The 21,766-nt window shown below is 34.0% G+C and carries 23 protein-coding genes; 11 read left to right on the plus strand and 12 right to left on the minus strand.

Annotation, left to right across the window (positions count from 1 at the left end):
• Together ACFOUY_RS11625 and ACFOUY_RS11630 are read left to right on the plus strand one after the other, a co-directional pair.
• A partial coding sequence (locus ACFOUY_RS11625; RefSeq protein WP_378960801.1) for a hypothetical protein occupies positions 1–206 on the plus strand: 206 nt, incomplete at its 5' end.
• Between the two features lie 114 nt (positions 207–320).
• Positions 321–875: a pyridoxamine 5'-phosphate oxidase family protein gene (locus ACFOUY_RS11630; protein ID WP_378960803.1), complete on the plus strand. Its 555-nt coding sequence runs from the start codon at positions 321–323 to the stop codon at positions 873–875.
• Positions 876–881: 6 nt separating this feature from the next.
• Here the strand turns inward: ACFOUY_RS11630 and ACFOUY_RS11635 are convergent, their stop codons facing one another.
• Together ACFOUY_RS11635 and lysS are read right to left on the minus strand one after the other, a co-directional pair.
• Positions 882–1,094: a hypothetical protein gene (locus tag ACFOUY_RS11635; protein WP_378960805.1), complete on the minus strand. Its 213-nt coding sequence runs from the start codon at positions 1,092–1,094 to the stop codon at positions 882–884.
• 123 nt (positions 1,095–1,217) lie between these two features.
• The gene (lysS, locus tag ACFOUY_RS11640) at positions 1,218–2,927 is read right to left on the minus strand and encodes a lysine--tRNA ligase (RefSeq protein WP_378960806.1); all 1,710 of its coding nucleotides are present in this window, start codon (positions 2,925–2,927) and stop codon (positions 1,218–1,220) included.
• Between the two features lie 298 nt (positions 2,928–3,225).
• On the opposite strand from lysS, the gene ACFOUY_RS11645 reads away from it, so the two are divergent.
• On the plus strand, positions 3,226–3,915 hold the full coding sequence (locus ACFOUY_RS11645; RefSeq protein WP_378960807.1) for a DUF2461 domain-containing protein: 690 nt from the start codon (positions 3,226–3,228) through the stop codon (positions 3,913–3,915).
• 156 nt (positions 3,916–4,071) lie between these two features.
• On the opposite strand, the gene ACFOUY_RS11650 is transcribed toward ACFOUY_RS11645, so the two are convergent.
• The 4 genes from ACFOUY_RS11650 to ACFOUY_RS11665 form a co-directional block, all read right to left on the minus strand.
• Positions 4,072–5,988: an AMP-dependent synthetase/ligase gene (locus tag ACFOUY_RS11650; RefSeq protein ID WP_378960809.1), complete on the minus strand. Its 1,917-nt coding sequence runs from the start codon at positions 5,986–5,988 to the stop codon at positions 4,072–4,074.
• 254 nt (positions 5,989–6,242) lie between these two features.
• On the minus strand, positions 6,243–6,569 hold the full coding sequence (locus tag ACFOUY_RS11655; RefSeq protein ID WP_025142623.1) for a HesB/IscA family protein: 327 nt from the start codon (positions 6,567–6,569) through the stop codon (positions 6,243–6,245).
• Between the two features lie 82 nt (positions 6,570–6,651).
• On the minus strand, positions 6,652–7,065 hold the full coding sequence (gene iscU / locus ACFOUY_RS11660) for a Fe-S cluster assembly scaffold IscU (RefSeq protein ID WP_047797365.1): 414 nt from the start codon (positions 7,063–7,065) through the stop codon (positions 6,652–6,654).
• A gap of 174 nt (positions 7,066–7,239) precedes the next feature.
• Positions 7,240–8,451, minus strand: coding sequence for an IscS subfamily cysteine desulfurase (locus ACFOUY_RS11665; RefSeq protein ID WP_378960812.1), 1,212 nt, complete (start codon positions 8,449–8,451; stop codon positions 7,240–7,242).
• Positions 8,452–8,568: 117 nt separating this feature from the next.
• Here ACFOUY_RS11665 and mce point away from each other — a divergent pair, with 117 nt between their 5' ends.
• Together mce and ACFOUY_RS11675 are read left to right on the plus strand one after the other, a co-directional pair.
• Entirely contained in the window at positions 8,569–8,976 is a 408-nt protein-coding gene (gene mce, locus ACFOUY_RS11670) for a methylmalonyl-CoA epimerase (protein WP_378960813.1), read from the plus strand.
• Positions 8,977–9,208: 232 nt separating this feature from the next.
• Positions 9,209–9,499: a hypothetical protein gene (locus ACFOUY_RS11675; protein ID WP_378960814.1), complete on the plus strand. Its 291-nt coding sequence runs from the start codon at positions 9,209–9,211 to the stop codon at positions 9,497–9,499.
• A gap of 141 nt (positions 9,500–9,640) precedes the next feature.
• On the opposite strand, the gene ACFOUY_RS11680 is transcribed toward ACFOUY_RS11675, so the two are convergent.
• Positions 9,641–10,171, minus strand: coding sequence for a DinB family protein (locus ACFOUY_RS11680; RefSeq protein ID WP_378960816.1), 531 nt, complete (start codon positions 10,169–10,171; stop codon positions 9,641–9,643).
• Positions 10,172–10,521: 350 nt separating this feature from the next.
• On the opposite strand from ACFOUY_RS11680, the gene ACFOUY_RS11685 reads away from it, so the two are divergent.
• The 6 genes from ACFOUY_RS11685 to ACFOUY_RS11710 all read left to right on the plus strand — a co-directional run bounded on the left by ACFOUY_RS11685 (position 10,522) and on the right by ACFOUY_RS11710 (position 15,508).
• Positions 10,522–10,770 (plus strand): type B 50S ribosomal protein L31, encoded by a 249-nt coding sequence (locus ACFOUY_RS11685; RefSeq protein WP_056090378.1) that lies wholly within the window; start codon positions 10,522–10,524, stop codon positions 10,768–10,770.
• A 72-nt stretch (positions 10,771–10,842) separates the two neighbouring features.
• Positions 10,843–12,006 (plus strand): GlmU family protein, encoded by a 1,164-nt coding sequence (locus ACFOUY_RS11690; protein WP_378960817.1) that lies wholly within the window; start codon positions 10,843–10,845, stop codon positions 12,004–12,006.
• 108 nt (positions 12,007–12,114) lie between these two features.
• The gene (gene tpiA, locus ACFOUY_RS11695) at positions 12,115–12,876 is read left to right on the plus strand and encodes a triose-phosphate isomerase (RefSeq protein WP_378960819.1); all 762 of its coding nucleotides are present in this window, start codon (positions 12,115–12,117) and stop codon (positions 12,874–12,876) included.
• On the plus strand, positions 12,877–13,719 hold the full coding sequence (gene prmA / locus ACFOUY_RS11700) for a 50S ribosomal protein L11 methyltransferase (RefSeq protein WP_378960820.1): 843 nt from the start codon (positions 12,877–12,879) through the stop codon (positions 13,717–13,719).
• 88 nt (positions 13,720–13,807) lie between these two features.
• A complete protein-coding gene (locus ACFOUY_RS11705; RefSeq protein WP_378960822.1) occupies positions 13,808–15,160 on the plus strand; it encodes a UDP-N-acetylmuramate--L-alanine ligase in 1,353 nt (450 codons plus the stop codon).
• Between the two features lie 27 nt (positions 15,161–15,187).
• Complete coding sequence (locus ACFOUY_RS11710; protein WP_378960823.1) at positions 15,188–15,508, plus strand: helix-turn-helix domain-containing protein; 321 nt, start codon at positions 15,188–15,190, stop codon at positions 15,506–15,508.
• A gap of 92 nt (positions 15,509–15,600) precedes the next feature.
• Here ACFOUY_RS11710 and ACFOUY_RS11715 read toward each other — a convergent pair whose 3' ends face one another.
• From ACFOUY_RS11715 to ACFOUY_RS11735, 5 genes are all read right to left on the minus strand, one after another.
• Positions 15,601–16,719, minus strand: coding sequence for a GNAT family N-acetyltransferase (locus ACFOUY_RS11715; protein WP_378960824.1), 1,119 nt, complete (start codon positions 16,717–16,719; stop codon positions 15,601–15,603).
• A gap of 72 nt (positions 16,720–16,791) precedes the next feature.
• Positions 16,792–16,983, minus strand: coding sequence for a hypothetical protein (locus ACFOUY_RS11720; protein WP_378960826.1), 192 nt, complete (start codon positions 16,981–16,983; stop codon positions 16,792–16,794).
• Between the two features lie 89 nt (positions 16,984–17,072).
• Positions 17,073–17,639 (minus strand): SMC-Scp complex subunit ScpB, encoded by a 567-nt coding sequence (gene scpB / locus ACFOUY_RS11725; protein ID WP_378960828.1) that lies wholly within the window; start codon positions 17,637–17,639, stop codon positions 17,073–17,075.
• A 251-nt stretch (positions 17,640–17,890) separates the two neighbouring features.
• Entirely contained in the window at positions 17,891–20,893 is a 3,003-nt protein-coding gene (locus ACFOUY_RS11730) for a ligand-binding sensor domain-containing protein (RefSeq protein WP_378960830.1), read from the minus strand.
• Complete coding sequence (locus tag ACFOUY_RS11735) at positions 20,883–21,668, minus strand: LytR/AlgR family response regulator transcription factor (RefSeq protein ID WP_378960831.1); 786 nt, start codon at positions 21,666–21,668, stop codon at positions 20,883–20,885. The genes ACFOUY_RS11730 and ACFOUY_RS11735 overlap by 11 nt, the downstream gene beginning before the upstream one ends.
• Between the last annotated feature and the right edge of the window lie 98 nt (positions 21,669–21,766).

The following is a 21,766-nucleotide window of genomic DNA, read 5'->3' on the forward strand; positions in this document are numbered from 1 at the left end:
ATATGAAAATCAACACTTTAAACCAAAAAAATAACATAAAAAAATATAAAAAATTTAAGCAAAATAAAAGGGCTGATCATTTTATTTATGATACAGCCCCTTTTTTTTATTTGGCATTTTTTTTTATTGCATTGTCCTTCGAGCTTAAACCTGATAGAACGGCTATACTTTTGACGCAATTCTGTTTAAAATTACAATGGCTTTAACAAAAGATAGTAGTGATAGCAGGACTGGATTTTATTCTTATCAGGAATGTGCTTTTCAAAATGATTAAAACTAATTCGATTTTTCTGTTGTAGTATATATAAAATTTTAAAACTATGACAACATCGCAAGAAGGAAGTACTAATAATACTCAGGAAGAAGAAAATATAAAAGATTTAGGCGGAAAAGAGGCTGTTGAAAAACTTCGTGAATTAGCAGATAAAGCAGAAAGCTGCTTTTTTTGTACAAATATTAAAACTGGTATTCCACTTTCTGTAAGACCAATGGCTATTCAGCAAGTTGATGATGAGGGAAATATTTGGTTTATGAGCATGAAAGACAGTCATAAAAATGAAGAGATTTCTGCCGATCCGTTTACGCATTTGTTATTTCAGGCTGGGGCGCATTCTGGTTTTGTAAATATCTATGGCATCTCGGAAATTAGCAGAGACCAGGCTAAAATTGATGAACTTTGGAGTCCGTTTATTAAAACTTGGTTTCAAGGAGGGAAGGATGATCCGAATATTACACTTATTAAAGTAATACCTTCTGAAGGGTATTATTGGGATACCAAGCATGGCACAGCTGTTGCATTTTTAAAAATAGCTGCATCGGTTATTACAGGAAAAACGATGGATGATTCTGTAGAAGGTACTCTTGATATTGATTAAAGGGGGTTATTTATCTCCAAGATAATCATATCCTTCTAGTTCTTCTCTAGCGTTGCGTTTGCTTAAAATATCGTTTTCTTCAGCTTCAGCTCGTTTAAAGAAAAATGCTTCAGCCTGGATTCTTTTAATTAACTGGTGAACAAGTGATAAATCAAATGCATCTTTACTTAGTTTGATGCAATATTCTCTTTCGGTAATTTCTAAACTTGAAGTATTCATAAGGTAAAGATTTTATTATCTATTGCTGTAAATATAGAAAAGGCTTGCTAAACAATTGTTAGCAAGCCTTTTAAGTTTATGTTATGTTTTTGTTAATTAAATCTCTGCTATATTGAGATTTAGTTATTTCTGCGATAAGAATAAACCATCATCTGTTTTGGCAACTTTTAAAATACCTTTAGCAGTTAATGCTTTCAAAGTAGTATCCCATTTTTTATTGCTCCACTCTGTCAACTTAGCTTTTACATCTGTTAAAAGATATTGTTCGCCTTCTTTTACTAATGTGTACAGTTCGGTTTCTTCTGCAGTTAATTCAATTTTCTTTTTCTCTGGGCGCATCTGTGGGAAGAATAGTACTTCTTGAATGGTGCTTTGGTTGGTCATAAGCATCACCAAACGATCGATACCAATACCCAAACCTGAAGTAGGTGGCATGCCATATTCTAAAGCACGGACAAAGTCATCATCCATTACCATAGCTTCATCGTCACCACGTGCAGCTAGTTTCAATTGATCTTCAAAACGTTCTTTTTGATCAATAGGGTCATTTAGTTCGGAATATGCATTTGCAATTTCTTTACCGTTAACAAAAAGCTCAAAGCGCTCAACTAAACCTTCAGATGAACGATGCTTTTTAGCAAGCGGTGTCATTTCTAAAGGGTAGTCTGTAATGTATGTTGGCTGAATTAAATTAGCTTCTACCTTAGCGCCGAAAATCTCATCAATTAACTTACCACGTCCCATTGTCGAATCAATTTCAATTCCCAATTCATTGCATTTTACAGCAATTTCTTCTTCGCTCATTGCAGAAACATCAATACCAGTATATTTCTGGATTGATTCATACATGGTTAATTTCTCGTAAGGACCTTCGAAATTAATGTTGTTTTCACCAACTTTAACTACTGCCGAACCATTTGTTGCTATTGCAACTCTCTCTAAACATTCTTCAACCATAGCCATCATCCAGATATAATCTTTATAGGCTACATAAATTTCCATTGAAGTAAATTCTGGATTATGCGTACGATCCATACCTTCGTTACGGAACATTTTACCAAACTCATAAACGCCATCAAAACCAGCAACAATTAATCTTTTTAAATACAATTCATTTGCAATACGCAAATAAAGTGGCATATCTAAAGTATTGTGGTGCGTAGCAAACGGGCGGGCTGCTGCTCCACCGTGAATTGGCTGAAGAATAGGTGTTTCTACTTCCATCCAACCTTGATTATCGAAATACCCACGCATGGTATTAATAACCTTGCTACGTTTAATGAAAATCTGTTTGTAATCTGGATTTACAGTTAAATCTACATAACGCATTCTATAACGCAATTCTGGATTGGTAAAGCCATCGTAAACATTTCCTTCATCATCGCGTTTTACAATTGGTAATGGACGCAAAGATTTCGCCAAAACTTTAAATTCTGTTACGTGAATTGAGATTTCGCCTGTTTGAGTAGTAAAAACATATCCTTTAACACCAATGAAATCTCCAATATCTAAAAGCTTTTTAAATATGGTATTGTATAAAGTTTTATCTTCACCTGGGCAAAGTTCATCACGTTTTAAATAAACCTGAATACGACCTGTAGAATCTTGAAGTTCAGCAAAAGAAGCTGCACCCATAATATTTCTGCCCATTATACGGCCAGCTAAGCTAACTGTCTTATAAGCAGTTTTATCTTTTTCGTAGTTGGCTAAAATATCTGCAGCAGTTACATTAACCTCGTAAGATTCTGCCGGATAAGGCTCAATGCCTAGTTGACGCAATTGTTTTAACGACTCACGTCGTAATATTTCCTGTTCTGATAATCCTATACTCATTTCGGGTATTTTTTGCAAAAGTACTGATTTTGCAATTTGTTACGTAATTATAAATTAACAGCTTTGATTAAACGAGAACATTTAAGTTTTTAAGATTAGGTTTAAAAAAATGGATGTTCATTGCCTTAATAATCTTTAAAAGCTGATGCTTACAAAGATAGCAAAGGAAAAGAAATTAAGAATCCTTATTCCAAATATTGTAAAGTCTTTTCTATTGAAAAATTTAATATTCATTTTTTTAAGTCGATATTTCGTTTCGTCAGGTATTATATTTGCTGAACGATAATTTTATAATTCTATGTCTGAAAATAGCCAAATACAACCTTCTAGCTTCGATTTCATACAACTGCTTAAGAAAAATAATGAACGGGAGTGGTTCAATTCTCATAAAACAGCATTTCAAAAGGAGCAGCTTCTAATAGAATCTTTTGCTCAAAGTTTATTGGACTTAATGAATACCCATGATGTAATCGAAACACCATCAGGTAAAAAGAGCTTATATAGAATTTATCGTGACACACGTTTTTCTAATGATAAAACTCCTTATAAAACACATTGGAGTGGTAGTTTTAAACGTGCAGGAAAGAATAGAAGGGGAGGATATTATTTTCATCTTGAGCCTGGCAATAGTTTTGTGGCTGGCGGGTTTTTTGGCCCTTCACCACAAGATTTAAAATTAATTAGAGAAAATATTGCTTTTGATGCAGAACCTTTAAAAACGATATTGAATGATGAAAATTTTATAACCTCGTTTGAAATGTTAAAAGGCGATCAACTAAAAACAACTCCAAAAGGTTTTGCTGCAGACCACGAGGATATAGATTTACTGCGGTACAAGCAGTTTTTATTGGTTCATCACTTTTCTGATGATGAAGTTTTAAACCCAGATTTTCTTGTTAATAGCAATCAAATGTTTAAAAATATGCGGCCATTTCTTGATTACATGACGGAGATTTTAACAACTGATGCTAACGGAATGGATTTGTAGTTGAGTGTTTGAAAAGGCTAGTTAAGAATAATTAGAATCTAGATTTAAAGATTTGTCCACAGCAGTCAATTAAGACATACACAGATTTTTTTGGGAATAATGTATCATATCCAATTTGGTTAGATATTAACAATGTAATCAAGAAATAGAAAAGCTTTAAGATTCAGCCTCTACATTTTCTTCATACATTTCGTTAATCGCATTAATGTATTTTTTCTCTACTATGCGACGTTTAACTTTCATAGTTGGTGTAATTTCACCTTCATCTATACTGAATGGATTACGTTTGATTTTAAAGTTTTTGATGCGTTCGAACTTGGCTAATTCATTCGAAATTTTCTTAATGTCCTGTTCAACCCAATCGATAATTTCTTTATCCTGAATAAATGGATCTGCTTCTTCAAAAAATGCTGGCTTTAGTTTAAAAGTTTCTTCTAAAGTTTCTCGATTAGGGATAATAATAGCGGTAATAAACTCACGTTTATCGCCAATAAGAAATAGCTGATCTATTTTCGGGCTTTTTAAGTAGATGTTTTCTACCGGGGTAGGGTAAACGTTTTTGCCATAGGCATTTACAATCATGTTTTTTAGGCGGTCTGTAATTTGAAGATTGCCTTTGTAAAAGCGGCCAATATCGCCGGTATGAAACCACATGGCAGAATCTATCGCTTCAGCGGTTTCAGCAGGTTTGTTAAAGTAGCCTTTCATTACGCAATGCCCTCGAACAATCACTTCGCCTTCTGCGCATTCAAATTCTTCGTTAAAAGTATCGTGTGTTTGTATGTTGATGATTTCTTTGCTTTCAACGTCTTGAATACCAACTTCAATGCCTGGAATGATACGGCCAACAGTACCATAAACCTGTCGGTGGTATTCTGTAACCGACATAACAGGTGATGTCTCCGTTAAGCCAAATCCTTCTAATATTTTTATACCTAAATCGCCAAAAAACTCACCAACATTTTTAGGTAATGCTGCACCACCAGAAATCATGAATTTTAATCTGCCCCCAGTTTTTTCTTTAATTTTGCTGAAAACCAATTTTTCTGCAATTCCTTTTTTTGCCGATAAGATAAAGCCAGGATTGTTACCAGCTTCTTTTATAATCCGATAATTTTTTCCTGTTTCCAAAGCCCAGGTAAATATTTTAGCCTTTGTACCACCACCAGCGGTTCCCGATTTTATAGCCTTATCGTGAATACGTTCCAATAACCTCGGCACGCAACTCATAACTGTTGGCCGAACCTCGCCCATATTTTTAGCTAATAATTCTAAGCTCTGTGCGAAAGCAATTTTACAACCTTGGGTGCAACAAACATGGTAAGTTGCGGTACGTTCAAAAACGTGTGACAAGGGTAAAAACGAAAGAAAGGTTTCTGTTTTATCGATAACTGGAATCTGTTGCAAACAGACCTCAACATTTTTAACAAAGTTATAATGTGTAAGCATAACACCTTTTGGGGTGCCCGTTGTGCCAGAAGTATAAATCAATGAAGATACATCTTCAGGTAAAACCAAACTTCTGCATTGATCGATGTCTGCCTTTTCGGCTGCTGTAATTTGATGTTTAAGCGCAAGAATATCTGAAAAAGCAATGACTTCAACATTAACATCTTCAGGAACAACAACTTTTTCGAAATTTTTAAAAGCTGGAATAATATATTTTAAAGCTTTACAGTTTGCCGCTACTTTGAGCACTTTACGGTATAGAAAGTTATTTCCAACCAAGATTGATTTTATACCAGAATCGTTAATAATATAAGCAACTTCCTGCTCTGAAAGTGTTGGATATATGGATACATTAATCGCTCCAATTTGCTGAATACCTTGATCGTAATAAACATACTCTGGTGAATTTTCAATCATTAAACCCAATCGGTCACCTTTTTTTATTCCTCGCTCTAAAAAATATGCAGATACGGCATCTGATCTTTTTAAAGTGTCTTCAAAAGAAATTTCAACCCATTCGGTACCTTGTTTATGAATTAAAAAGGTTTCTTCAGGCTTATGTATATTTTTTACAACATTCCTTAAAAGGGTTGGAACAGTTGAAAATTCGTTAATTAATGGCATTGCTCGTTATTTGGTATTCATTATAATTAACAATTATAATACTTTTTTGGTTTAAAAGTGTAAATCAAGGCTTGGTTTACACTTTTCTTGAAGATTAGAAATGCAGATTTAAATAAATTTATTAGTTTTAAATGTGAGTTAAAACTTACACTTCATGAAATTTTTCTATGCGACATCGTGCCTCTCGATGACGAATGTATTAAAACGCAAAAAAGGTCCCATAACTGGAACCTTCTTTATATATGTTGTATGATTTAAACTGAAAAGCTTTCGCCACAACCACAACTGCGACTTGCATTTGGGTTTATAAAGTTGAAACCTTTTCCATTTAATCCGTCAGTAAAATCTAATTCTGTACCAGCCAGGTAAAGGAAAGATTTCATATCCAATGCAATTTTGATTCCTCTATCTTCAAAAAACTGATCACCTTTTTGTTCTTCGTTATCAAAATCTAAATTGTAAGATAAACCCGAACAGCCACCACCTTTTACCGAAACGCGTAAAAAGTAATCAGAACCCATTTCCGAATCCTGCATCAAGTGAGTGATTTTTTCTTTTGCTTTATCTGTTATTGTAATCATATTGATTTACGATTTTAGATTTACGATTTTAGAATTGGGCGAAATACAAACCGTAATTCGTCCATCTAAAATCTAAAATTTCTTAGTGGTGCGATTTTTCTAACACAATTGCTTCTAAACCATTTTTAACGCGATAATCGTTAATGGCCGATTTAATTGCATCTTCTGCCAACACCGAGCAGTGAATTTTTACTGGTGGTAAAGCCAATTCTTCTACAATATCCATATTGTCGATAGTTAAAGCCTCATCAATTGTTTTTCCTTTTAACCACTCTGTAGCTAGAGAAGAAGATGCGATTGCCGAACCACAACCAAATGTTTTAAATTTAGCATCAGTAATTACGTTATCTTCACTCACTTCAATTTGCAAACGCATTACATCGCCACACTCAGGTGCGCCAACTAAACCAGTTCCTACAAATTTACTGTCTTTATTTAATGTACCTACGTTACGTGGGTTATTGTAATGGTCAATTACTTTTTCTGAATATGCCATGATATTTTAGATTTTAGATTTACGATTTTAGATTACTCCTCAAACGTAAATTGTTAATTTTTATACTTTATGTGATTGAGATTTGCAAACCATAATTTCTCAATCGTAATTAAAAACTGCTTTCAATTTCAGACCTCAGAATCGTAATTCGTCAATCTAAAATCGTCAATCAATTTAGTGCTCTGCCCACTCAATTTTACTCAAGTCGATTCCTTCTTTAAACATTTCCCAAAGTGGAGAAAGTTCTCTCAAGTGATTAACTGCTTTTTCGGTTACTGCAATAGCTTGATCAATTTCTTCTTCAGTTGTAAAACGACCTAAACCGTAACGAATAGAAGAGTGTGCCAAATCATCAGATAAACCTAAGCTTTTTAAAACGTAAGATGGTTCTAACGAAGCCGAAGTACAAGCCGAACCCGAAGACACTGCTAAATCGCTCATGGCCATCATTAAACCTTCGCCCTCTACATATTTGAAAGAGATATTTGCTACGTGTGGTAAACGGTGTTGTGTATTACCATTCACATAACTTTCTTCCATTTTACTTAAAGTAGATTCTAACTTATCGCGTAAAGCAGATAAACGAATCGTTTCGCTTTCCATTTCTAAACGGCAAAGTTCGCAAGCTTTACCTAAACCTACAATGCCCGGAACATTTAACGTACCAGAACGCATACCACGTTCGTGACCGCCGCCATCCATTTGTGAGGTTACTTTAACTCTTGGGTTTTTTCTACGAACGTAAAGTGCACCTACGCCTTTCGGACCATACATTTTGTGTGCAGAGAAAGCCATTAAGTCAATACCATCTGCATTTACATCAACCGGAATTTTACCAACTGCCTGCGTAGCATCAGTCATAAATAAAGCGCCATGTTTATGTGCAATTGCAGAAATTTCTTTAACTGGTTGTATTACACCGATTTCGTTGTTGCCATACATAATCGAAACTAAAATAGTTTCAGGAGTCATAGCAGCTTCTAATTCAGCTAAATCAATTAAACCATCTTCTTTAACGCCTAAATAAGTTACTCTTGCACCATGTTTCTCCAGGTGTTTACAAGTATCTAATACAGCTTTATGTTCTGTAACCGCGGTAATGATGTGGTTACCTTTTTCTTTATACATTTCAAATACACCTTTAATGCCTAAATTATCGGCTTCAGTTGCACCTGATGTAAAAATGATTTCTTTTTCAGTACAGCCGATTAATTTGGCTACCTGTTCACGAGCGTAATCAACTCCCTCTTCGGCCACCCAACCAAAAGCGTGATTACGGCTTGCGGCATTTCCAAATTTCTCAGTAAAGTAAGGTAGCATTGCTTCTAACACCCTTGGATCAAGAGGTGTAGTTGCATTATTATCTAAATATATCGGCTGTTTCATTTCAGTTCTGTTATTTGTAGCACAAAGATACAAAAAAACTTATTTAACAATTATAATTAATAGCTATGAGGTTATAGAGAAAAGGTGCATTTTTACATTCACATAACCTTAAAATCTATGAATAAGATAGAACACATCGGCATCGCCGTAAAAGACCTTAATAATTCTATAGATATCTATCAGAAATTGCTGAATACAGATTGTTATAAAACAGAGTTAGTTAGCTCAGAATTTGTAAACACGGCCTTTTTTAAAACTGGCGATAATAAGATCGAACTGTTACAAGCAACTTCTCCTGATAGTGCAATTGCCAAATTTATTGAGAAAAAAGGAGAGGGGATTCATCATATTGCTTTTCTGGTCGACGATATTTTAGTGGAAATGGAAAGGCTACATAGCGAAGGTTTTGTATTGCTCAGCGAATCGCCTAAAAAAGGTGCTGATAATAAAATGGTTTGCTTTGTGCATCCTAAAGATACAAATGGTGTGTTAATAGAAATCTGTCAGGAAATAAAGTGGATATAAAAAAGTTGCCAGTTACCAGGTTGGGTTGCGAAAATTTCTCTATGCGGAAATGCTGAAGTATTTTTAAATAAATTAGGAAACGATCGGTTTGGTTTTTATCGTTTCTGTAGCCCTGCTGTACATTGTAGCCCCGAAGAAAAATCGGGGGCTGTCATTTTCATCAGGTTTATTAACTTTGGCTTGTAGTTCTTGGCAAAATAGCGAGTTCCGTAATAATACAGTGTAATAAATTGTGAACGATAATACTTCTTTAATTAAAATCATTACTAAAGATTTTGATATTCCAGAACAGCTTTCTGAAAGTCAGCTTAAACAAGCTTTGGTTGATGCTTTTAGCTATCTCGTTGATGACGATTTCCCTAAACTTATTCAGATTTTATATAAAGCTGATGTTGATCAATATAAACTAAAAGAACAGCTAGAAAATACTGAAGGTTTAAGTTCAGCTGAGGTAATCGCAAATGCGTATATTGAAAGGCAAAAAGCAAAGGTAGAAACCTGGAAGAAGTATTCGAATAAATAAATGAGGCTGTTTATAGAATTCTTTATAAAATAATTTAACCAAATTAAGTTTTATAGATTGCCAGGCTGCGCATAGCCAAAGTGCTTAAAAATTTTTCGACTATGCTCAAACTGACAAAATTCAGAAAATTATAAATTATTGTTAAAATAATTTTTCTTGCGGTGGTTTTACTCCAGCTAAGCGAAGATATACTGTTGTCTGGCCGCGGTGATGGGTTTGGTGCTCAAAATCTTTAATGAAAACCATATCCTTCGTCATCTCAAAACGGTTCATAAACTTAACTTTTTCTTCTAATTGCTTAGGTGTCATTTTCTTCAAAGCTGCAATTACATAATCATAGCTAGCCATAACTTCTTTGGTTACATTAGCTTTCGATTTATCCTGAATTTTTTCTGCTTCTCCAAAACCTACAGGTGCTTTTTCGCCTGTAGCTGTAGCCGTAAAGCCATAATTGGCATCAGTAAGGTGTAACATCTGCTCTGCAAAAGAACGCATTTCTGGTGTTGGCTTTAATGCATAACCAGATTCGGGCATTGCATCCAGATATTCTTTTGTGTAGGTCTTTGCTCTTTCCCATTCGGCAATTTTAGTGGCTAATTGTTCCTGAGCGTTTGCAGTTCCAAGCATAGCCATAAGGCATAATACGCTTAAAAGTAGTTTTAATTTTTTCATGATTTGGTTCGTTTTATTAACACAAATATAAGTTAGAAGTAATGAGGAAATACAATTGCTTAAATATATTTTAGCAGTATTTTTAACGAAATTTACCTAACTAAAATGCTGTCCACTGAATATTATAAAGTTTACTACGCTCCGTAGTTATATAAAAAAAGCAGATTGATTAAAAACTTGAAATATAATTTTGGCTTTACTATTGTAAATCAAAAATAAAATTAAGATATTTGCACCTCTAAAATAAAGTAGTAGAAAAGACAATAGAAAATGTCATAAGCGTTGTTGCCAGCAAATTGCAACTAAATGTTCTTGATGCTTTCACACAAATAACTTAAAATAATATTCAAATGAAAAAAGATTTGCACCCATCAAGCTACAGACCAGTTGTTTTTAAAGATATGTCTAACGAATATGCTTTCTTAACAAAATCTTGTGTAGATACTAAAGAAACAATTAAATGGGAAGATGGTAATGAGTATCCTCTATATAAATTAGAGATTTCTCACATGTCTCACCCTTTTTATACAGGTAAAATGAAATTGGTTGATACAGCAGGACGTATCGATAAATTCAAAAACCGTTACGCTAAGAAATAATTTTAGCAACAAAAAGCATTTTTTGAAGTCCCTTTGCCAAAAGCATCGGGACTTTTTTTATTTTTGTTGCTTATGACAATCAATCTTTTTGATGATTCTAGCTGGGATTCATTACGTCCTCTTACTTTTACCAGACCTGTAGCCGATTTACGCATAGGTATTTTAACAATTGCGGAAAAATGGGCTAAGCACTTAAATGCCGATTTTGGATTCAATACTCAGGGTTACCTTTCGAAGAAATATCCATCTAAAGCTGCGAAACTGTTCATTAACGGTTCCATATGCCCAGATGAAGCTTTGTTAGATGCTGTAAATAGTCTTAATATTGGTGAGGCTTTATTAAATGACAACATTTTAATCGCTTTTGCCGCTGATAAGTTTGATTTGGCATTTGCCAAAACTTTAAAACCAATTCAATACCAGGCTAATTTTCTTCGAATAATTTACCCTAATGATATTTTTACCCACAATGCAGCGGAACTGAAAAAAGATTTTGCCCTTTTAACCAAAGGCAAAACTTCGGCGCCGTTAAGTAGCACTAATACTTTTTTAGGTGATAATATTTTTGTTGAAGAAGGTGCTGAGGCAGAATGCTCTATTTTTAATAGCAAACAAGGACCTATTTATCTTGGAAAAGATAGCCAAGTTTGGGAAGGTAGCATTATTAGAGGTTCTTTTGCATTATGTGAAGGTTCTTCGGTAAAAATGGGAGCGAAGATTTATCCTGGAACCACTATAGGTCCTTATAGCAGGGTTGGTGGCGAGATTAACAATGCCGTAATTTGGGGCTATTCATCAAAAGGGCACGAAGGTTATTTGGGTAACTCTGTTTTAGGCCAATGGTGTAATATTGGTGCAGATAGCAATAACTCGAATCTAAAAAATAACTACGCAGAAGTAAAGCTCTGGGATTACACACAACAAAGTTTTCGGGAAACAGGTCTGCAATTTTGTGGTTTAATTATGGCAGATCATTCTAAATGTGCAATTAATACCATGTTTAATACAGGTACTGTTGCCGGGGTAAGTGCAAATATCTTTGGTGCTGGTTTCCCCAGAAATTTTATACCAGATTTTGCTTGGGGCGGTGCACATGGTTTCGAAGTGTACAGCTTAAATAAAATGTTCGAAACTGCCGAAAAAGTTTATTCTAGAAGAGGGTTACCGTTTGATGATAACGAAAAGGCTATTTTAACCAAAGTATTTGATTTAACAAAAAAAGAAAGACATTTTTAAAAAGTTGGAAGGTTAAAGACTAAAAGGCTTTGTATGCTATTTGCAGATTACAAAGGATACACTTGAACTTTATAACTTTACAACATTCAAACTTTAAAATAATATATAATGAGAAAAAAAATTGTTGCTGGAAACTGGAAAATGAATTTAGATTATAACGAAGGCGTTTCGTTATTTAGCGAAATAGTAAATATGGTTAAAGATGAACGCAAGGGCGATCAACTTGCTATAATTTGTGCTCCTTTTATTCATTTAAATAGTTTAGCAAAATTAGGTGGCACCGATGTTGCCATTGGTGCTCAAAACATCCACGATAAAGAAAATGGCGCTTACACAGGCGAAGTTTCTGCTAAAATGATTAAATCTGTTGGTGTAGAATATGTTATTTTGGGGCACTCAGAACGCAGACAATATCAAGCTGAAGGTAATGAATTATTAGCTGCCAAAACAAAAACAGCTTTAGCGCACGATTTAAAGCCAATTTTTTGCATCGGCGAAACTTTAGATGAACGTAACAATGGGAGTTATTTTGAGGTTCTAAAAAAACAGTTAGTCGAAGGTCTTTTTAGTTTAACAGAGGCAGATTTTAAAAAAGTAGTTATTGCTTACGAACCGGTTTGGGCAATTGGTACAGGTTTAACAGCTTCACCAGAGCAGGCACAAGATATACATGCATTTATTCGTTCTGAAATTGAAGCCAATTATGGTTTTAATGTTGCAGATGATACTACAATTTTATACGGTGGTAGCTGTAATCCTGGTAATGCGGCAAGTTTGTTTGCTCAAAAGGATATTGATGGTGGTTTAATTGGTGGGGCATCATTAAAGTCGCGTGATTTTACAGATATTATTAAAGCATTAAATAGCTAAATGCAATATATTAAAGCAGTTTTTAAGTTCGAAAGTATAGAAGATTACCAACAAGATTTGCTGATAAGTGATTTAGCAGATGCTGGTTTTGATACTTTTGAAGATAGCGAAGGCGGGTTTACTGCTTTTGTAATAAAAGAAAATTTTAACGAGCAGGAACTTAAAAGCCTGCTCGCTAATTACGCTGAAGACTTCACTACGCAATATCTTTTAGAAGATGTTGCAGATGAAAATTGGAATGCAGAATGGGAGAAAAATTTCAGTCCGTTAATTATTGATGACGTGTGTTATGTTAGGGCAACTTTCCATGAAGCACAACCATCATACCCTTACGAGATTGTGATTGATCCTAAAATGGCTTTTGGTACTGGTCATCATCAAACCACTACAATGGTTATGCAGTATATTTTAGCTGCTGATGTTAAAGATAAAAACGTCTTGGATATGGGTTGCGGAACCGGGATTTTAGCAATTCTTGCAGCTAAACTTGGCGCTAGATATTTAACTGCTATCGATTACGATGATATTTGCTACGAGAGTACAATTGAAAACGCAGCGCTAAATCATGTTGGAAACCTTAAGGCAATTTGTGGCAGCAAAGAAGTTATCCCGAATGATGAATATGATATCATTCTGGCTAACATCAATAGAAATATTTTGCTTGATCAGATTGGTAAATACGCTGAGCTTTTAAAATCAGAAGGGAAAATTTTCTTCAGTGGATTCTATTTAGACCCGGATTTGAGTATGATTACTGCGGAATGTGCTAAATACGGCATTAGATACTTAGATCATAAACAAAATGGCGATTGGGTAGCTGCCCAGTTTGAAAAGAAGGAGTAAGAGCAGAATAAAGGATTATTTGTTATCAGCTGATGGCTAGGCACTGGATCTTATTCCTTATTCTTTTATCTAACAAAATAAAAAAAATATGCGCATACATTTTATAGCGATTGGTGGTAGTGCAATGCACAATCTGGCTATTGCTCTTCATAAAAAAGGGTATCAAATTTCAGGTTCTGATGATGTGATTTTTGAACCAGCAAAATCAAGGTTAGATAAATATGGTTTGTTGCCAGCCGAAATGGGATGGAACGAAAGTAGAATTTCTACCGATTTAGATGCAGTAATTTTAGGTATGCATGCCCGAATTGATAATCCTGAATTATTAAAAGCACAAGAACTTGGTGTAAAAATATATTCTTACCCAGAGTATATTTACGAACAAAGCAAAAATAAATTACGTGTTGTAATTGGTGGTAGTCATGGTAAAACAACGATTACCAGTATGATTTTGCATGTTTTAAATTATTATAACCGCGATTTCGATTATTTAGTTGGTGCGCAATTGGCTGGTTTTGAAACGATGGTTAAAGTAACCGAAGAAGCACCAGTTATGATTATCGAAGGTGATGAGTATTTATCATCTCCAATTGATAGAAGACCTAAATTTCATCTTTACAAAGCCAACGTTGCGGTAATTAGCGGCATTGCCTGGGATCATATTAATGTATTCCCAACATATGCAGATTATACAGCTCAGTTTGATAAGTTTATTAATACAATTGAAGAGGATGGTACTTTAATTTACTGTAAAGAAGATGCTGACTTAAATGAAATTGTAGAAAATTCTAAAGCCCGGATTCAGAAAATTGGTTACGCTATCCCCGAACATGAAATTATAAATGGTATAACCTACCTGTTACCCGAAAAAACTGCATTAAAAGTTTTTGGCGATCATAATTTGATGAACATGAATGCTGCCAAGTTGGTTTGTGCGCAATTGAACATCAAAGAAGCAGAATTTAATGAGGCAATTTCATCTTTTACTGGTGCTGCAAAACGCCTTGAAGTTATTTCTGCTGATGAATCTACCAATGTTTATAAGGATTTTGCACATTCACCTTCAAAATTAAAAGCAACTATTGATGCAGTTAAAAGTCAGTTTACCAATCGTAAATTAGTTGCTTGCATAGAGTTACATACTTTCAGTAGTTTGAATAAAGATTTTTTGAAAGAATATGCTGGTTCGATGGATAAAGCTGATGATGCAATTGTTTTTATCGATTTAAAATCTTTTGAGCAAAAAAGGATGGAGCCTTTTAATGAAAACGATGTGCAGGATGCTTTTTCAAATCCAAACCTTAAATTCTTTAATGATGCTGCGAAGCTGAAATCTTATTTGCTGAGCCAAAATTATAAAGATACAAATCTGTTAATGATGAGTTCTGGGAATTATGCCGGCTTCGATTTGCCAGAATTGTCGGCTGAATTACCTCGGTAATAACCTTAGATTTACATTTTAGACTCAATGAAAAGCATTGGAGAAAATATTAAACAAAGTAGGGTAGCACTTGGTTTAAGTCAGGCTGATGCCGCGAAAATGATAAATATTTCTACGCCGGCCTTTTGTAAGATAGAAACGGGTCAAACAGATTTGAATGTATCTCGTTTGCTTCAAATTGCAAAAGTTTTTAATGTTTCTGTTGGTCAATTATTGCCAGATTATAAAACATCATTGTGTTCTTCTGAAGAACTATTGGCTTTAAACGAAAAGTTAAAAGAGAAAGAAGAAGAGCTCAATAAACTTCGCAAGAAGGTTATTGAGCTCTATGATAAATTGGGGGTTTAGAATATTCGTCCTTGCGAGGCACGAAGCAATCTAATAACATAAACAACACAAAAAGAGATTGCTTGGTGACTTGCTCCTTGTACTTTTATTTATTAAAAAACCTTGCGCATGGTTAAGTGCTTTTTGCCAAAGGTTGCGCCAGTTGCTTTGTGTATGGCAATCATTTGTTCGTTAAAATCGCCTACCCAGCTTAATTCTAATTCTTTATACTGATTTTTAGGAAGTACGTATTCGCCTAATCTGATAAATAAAACAGATTCTAAGCCATGTTTCTGGAATTTCGGCTTTGTACCCATTACAATTGCTCTCATTCGGGTAACACCAACCCAACGACGATAAGCAAATTTTAGCTTTTCGATTAAACCGAGTTTACCATCAAAGCCTTTAATCATTTGGTTGGCATCAGGAATCAGTACTACAAATGATGCAGGTTCGCCATTAAAGTAAGCAAACTGAATTAAGTGCTCATCCATAATTGGTTCCATACTTTTGAAACTTTCTTTTAAAGTTTCTCTTTTTATCGGAACAAAGTTTTCAAAATCCTGCCAGCCATCATTATAAATTTCCATCAAATCAGAAATATATTTCTCTGAATTGGTTTTGCTGAAATACTCAAAAGTATAGCCAGGTTTATTTCTAACCCAGTTTGCAATTTTTGTAAAACGCTCAGGAAAAGGAATCGTTAAATTGATGTGATTGGTTAATTGTTCATATTCTTTAATAAAACCATAAGCATTGAAAAACTTCTCGTAATAAGGGAAATTATAATTCATCCCGAATGAGGGAGGTGTGAAGCCTTCTACCAATAAACCCCAAAAAGAGTCGTTTTCTCCAAAGTTTATTGGTCCATCCATGGCTTTCATGCCATTTTCAATTAACCATACTTTAGCTGTGTCAAATAGTAAAAATGCAGCTTTTTCATCATCAATACATTCAAAAAAACCCATGCCGCCAGTTGGCTGCTCGTAATTAAAAGCTTTTTTCTCATTTATAAAAGCTGCCACACGACCAATTAGTTTGCCTGCATCGTCTTTTAAAACCCAACGGGTACATTTCCCATGATTAAAGAAGTTGTTTTTTTTAGGGTCGAAAACATTTTCAATTTCCGAATCTAGCGGACAAATCCAGTTTTTATCATTTTTATAAAGAAGTTTTGGTGTTTGGAGAAAATCGTTTTTTAGAGCGATACTGTTTACTTGTGTAACTTGCATGGGCAGTTTTAAAATTAAAAAGCATCCTACCAAGCGGGCGGATGCTTTTTCAAATATATAGTTTTTTAAAAATTAAAAATCGTCATCGTCGTCGTCAAAGTTGTCGAAGGTATCCAAATCATCTAAGGGCAAATCAAAGTCATCTTCTTCCTCAACTTTTAATTTTTTCGAAGGCATAATGTCTTCATCATCTTCAAAATCGTCGTTATCTTCTACCTCTTTCTTTGTAGTTGGTTTTATCGGGGATTTCTTTGGAGTTTTCATACGACAAAAATAAAAATTGCTTTTATAGTTTAAAAATACGAAAAAACTTTTTTTAATAACAACCTGGTTGTAAACAAATTAAAATTAATTTATTCTGCAGTTTCTCCAATAGTATTTTCTTCTCTTGTAATATCTTTTAATTGCGGAAGTTGTGATAGGTTATTTAATGCGAAATAATCCATAAATAAGCTGCTTGTAGAGTATAGAATAGGTCTGCCAGGTGTTTCTGCTTTACCCTCTATACTAATTAGCTCTTTTTCTAAAAGGCGCTGTACAGAGTAATCTGAATTTACGCCTCTAATCTGCTCAATTTCTAATTTTGTAATGGGTTGGCGGTATGCAATTATAGCTAAAGTTTCCATCGCCGCCTGACTTAGTTTCTTTTTAGAGCGATGAAGTTGAAGTTGATTAACAGTTTCGTGATATATCTTTTTAGTTAAAAACTGATAACCATTATTTAAATTAACCAGTTCTATGGCAAAATCAGCTGCACTGTATTTTTCCTTTATTAAATCAAGGCTCTCGAATATCTGGGTTTCTATATGTTCTTCTTCGAAAACAGCATTTAAAGCCAGCATAATTTCTTGTACACTAATACTTTGAACGGAAGAAAAGATAAGGGCTTCTATGTGCCTGGTGATTTTGGTTTGGGGCATATACAAAAATAAAATTTTTGGGCAAAAAAAAGCGGTCTCGCTTTTTAAAAAACAAGACCGCTTTTAACACACAAATGAAACCTGAATTAAGATATAGTTTTAGGTTAGGTTATTAAATATCTATATCAATTCTATAAGAACGTTTTGATAAACACTATCGTTTATTTCTAATACAAGTTTAAGGCTAAACTCGATGCAACGTTATTCCTATTTAGTGAGTGGTATTAATAATTGAGTAAACGGTAATATTTCTATTTAAGTGGTATAGAAATGAATACGGTTGTACCATTTTCGGCATTTTGATGTACGTCAAGGTGTATAGGTTTTGCTTCAATTTGCCCTAAAAGGTTTAAACGTTCGCGGGTTAACTGCATACCTTTACTTATATGCGTATCCTTTTTACTTTTCAAAGAGTTTTCAATGCCAACGCCATCATCAATAATTTCGATGTTTAAGTAATCTTCGTTCTTTAGATTTATGTTTATCTGAATTTCTCCGCCAGTTTCTTTTGGCATAATGCCATGCCATATTGCATTTTCTACGTAAGGCTGCAAAAGCATCGACGGAATTAATGTATCATCTTTATCAATATCTTCATCCACATTAATGGTGTATTGAAGTTTATCTCCAAATCTGTTTTTTTCGAGCTTGAGGTATAATTTTAGGTATTCTAATTCCTCTTCTATAGTAATATAGCTTTTGGTACAGATTTCCAGATTCTTTCTTATTAATCTTGCAAAACCAGTTAAAACCTTATTTGCTGATGTGGTATTTTGAGTGTTAATGTAATGTTGGATAGAATTCATAACATTGAAAACGAAATGAGGATTCATCATGGCTTGAAGCGCCTGCTGCTCAAGCATTAAAATTCTATTTTTAAGCAATAATTGCTCTTGTTCTTTGTCTTTTTGTCTTCGGGTAATGTAAACAGCCAATTTGTAAAAAACGTAGCCAACAAGTAAAATTAAGATGGAAAGAAACCATAAGCTTTGCCAGAATTGCTTTTTAATGGAGAAAGATATTTTCGCCGATGGACCCCATTCGTTATTCTGGCTTTTTGCACTAACCTCAAAAATATAATCGCCGGGTTGGAGTGCCGAAAAATCCAGTCGCCTGGTTCTGGTTTCCACCCAGTTTGCGTTTTCGGTTAATCTATATCGAAATGTAATATCGCTGGTGGTAAAGTCTACAGCACCAAAGGTGAACACAATTGTATTACTGCCGCTTTCAAAAGTGAAATTATTCTGATTAATTGGTAAACGTTCCTTATCTTTTATTATGGAGGTGATGTAAACTTTTGGCAGGTTTTTAATCCTGTTTTTGTTGTTGTAGTTGAATAAAATTAAGCCTTTATTGGTCGCGAAATAAGCGGTGCTGTCATCAATGTAAAGGTTGTTTACATCTTCGGTAAGTAAATCTTTTCCGTAATCGAAGTTAATTACTTCTGCCTCGCCTGAGTAGTCAGAAACCTTATTAACGCCCTTGTTTGTTAATACCCATATTTCGTTATTCTTGATAAATAATCTTGTGCAAATATCATTTGTTAATCCATTTTTCTGTGTTAGCTGCTTTACGATTTTATTATCTCGATAGAAGAGTAAACCATAACCATCGGTAGCTAAAATCAAAGTACCATCGGGTAGTTGCTGAATGTCATTTATCCTTTTGGTTAGCAGTAGATTGTTTTTGAAATGCTGGATAAGTTTTCCATCAGAAAATTCAGAAAGTCCATCGATATTAGAAAACCATAAACCGCCTTTTTTATCATAAAAAACATGATAAGAACGATCTTTAAAAAAGTCTTCTTTCTCTCTGTATTTTAACGAATTAAATTCGAGTCTGTTGGTTCTATCAGCTAAGAAAACTACACCAGATGAAAGTGCTAAAGCCAATCGGTTATTGTATTTGCTTAAGCTGAAATGTTTGATTACAAACATCGAATTATTGGTTTCTTTTAAATATTTTACATCATCTTTAGTTTGATAGATGTTTTTGAAAACGCCTAACCCATAATCTGAAGCAAAGTAAACCGATTGATTTTTATCATCGTAGGTAATTTGTTTAATGGTTTTATATTTCTTGTAGTCATCTAATCCAACTTCGTCAATCTGGAAATTTTTAATATTCAGAATGTCGATAACAGCATCATCGGTACCTAGCCAAAGGCTGTTTTTATTATCTTTGGTTATGCTTTTAATTACATTACTGCTCAGTCCTGATTCTGCATCAATAATCGATAATCTTGAATTTATGTTTGGAAGCATATAAATCCCCTGATTGGTAGCAAACCACATGTTGCTACTGTTGTCTTTTATCGATTGATTAACGGAGATTCCCTGTAAATACATAACCGTTTTACCACTTTTATTCATGACTAAAGCACCGTTGTTACTGGCTAGCCAAACTTCCTGGTCTTTATCATCATAATAAAAATAACCGGCCATATTATTAAGCAAATTATCTGGGATTGGGAAGAGCGATTTAACAATGCCATTTTGAAAATGCTTTAAGCCCGTTACATCTAAATAATATAACGAACGATTTGGCGCATTGAAGGCTGTCATGTATGAAATTGGATTAACCTTATTTTCGGTTAATTCGAATTTTTTACCGTCGAATTTTTGTGTGCTTAAATCGCTGTAAGCGTAAATGTTGCCTTTTTCATCTTCATGTAGAAATGCATTTGTAAATTGCTCGTTTATGCGTGGAGAAGCAAATTTTCTAACCGATTTTCCATCCCAGAATACAATTAAATTAGAATTTGTACCCAGCCAGATTCCACCTTTTTTATCCTCTAAAAGAGAAACAATAACCGTGTTGGAATTAAGCTGTTTTAATAATTTATCGTTATTCTGATTGTAGAATTTTCCATCTTTTAAATAGCTTAATTGGCCGTTTAAAGCTAAAAACCAAAGCCTGCCTTCTTTATCTTCTCTTATCTGAAGAATCTGAGTATCTGGCAAACCATCTTCTATAGTGAAATTTTGAAAGTTTGTGCCATCAAATCGGCTTAAACCTGCATCTGTTGCAATCCAAATAAAACCTTTTTTATCTTGAAGAATGTAATAACAATTATTACTTGCTAAACCATTTTTAGATGTATAATGTGGTAAATATGTAGTTTGAGCAGATAATTTTGTGCCTATTGAAACGAATACTAGAACCAAAAGTAAAGTATAGCCAAGCAATTTACTTGCAGCAATAAATCGATTAGAAATCGAAAAAAAAACCTTTATATTTTTATTAATGCTCACCTTTGGATTTGGTAAATAATTTTATCTTTTCATAGAAATCGCTTGCCCGTCTTCTGGAAACATTAATGTTATCTCCGTTTTTCAGCAAAGCCTGCAAGCCGTTTTTAGAATTGTATTCTTTTAAATGATTCAGATTGATGATGCTCGATTTATGAATACGAACAAATTGATCGGAAGGTAAAAGTTCTTCAAATTCTCTCAATACCTTCGAAACCGTTATTTTATCATGATTACTTAAATGAAAAACCGAATAATTACTATCTGCTTCAATGTATATAATATCATCAACATCAATCATTTTAAATCCTTGCCCGTAAGGCAAAGTTAATTTTCTAATTTCTGAGCGATTACTTAAGCTTGAAGCAAGATTTGTAATCCGCTCATCTTTTTTATCGAGTGTTTGGTGCAGTTTAGTGTATTCTAAAACTTTACTAACAGCAATCTTAAGTTCATCAATATCTATCGGTTTTAAAAGATAATCTAAAGCGTTTGCCTTAATAGCTTTTAGCGCATATTGGTCATAAGCTGTTGTAAAAATAACCGCCGCATTATGTTGTTGCGCATCAGGAATTAGTTCGAATCCATTTCCACCAGGCATTGCAATATCCAGAAAAATTAAATTAATAGGATGGTGGGCTAAAATATCTTTTGCCTCTGCCACTGAGCGGGCAATACCTGTAATTTCTACCTCCGGACAGTTTTGCTGTAACAAGAAGAAAAGAGATGAACGGGCAAACTCTTCATCATCAACAATAATAGCTTTTAGTATAGTCATAGCAATAGGTTTGTGAATGTATTAAAAACAGGTTGTAAAAAAAAATGAAAAACTAAAAAACCGTACTTCTAATTGTCACGTATGTATCATCAAATCCC

Origin of the sequence: Pedobacter jamesrossensis (assembly GCF_042650905.1) — a bacterium.
GTDB lineage: Bacteria > Bacteroidota > Bacteroidia > Sphingobacteriales > Sphingobacteriaceae > Pedobacter > Pedobacter jamesrossensis.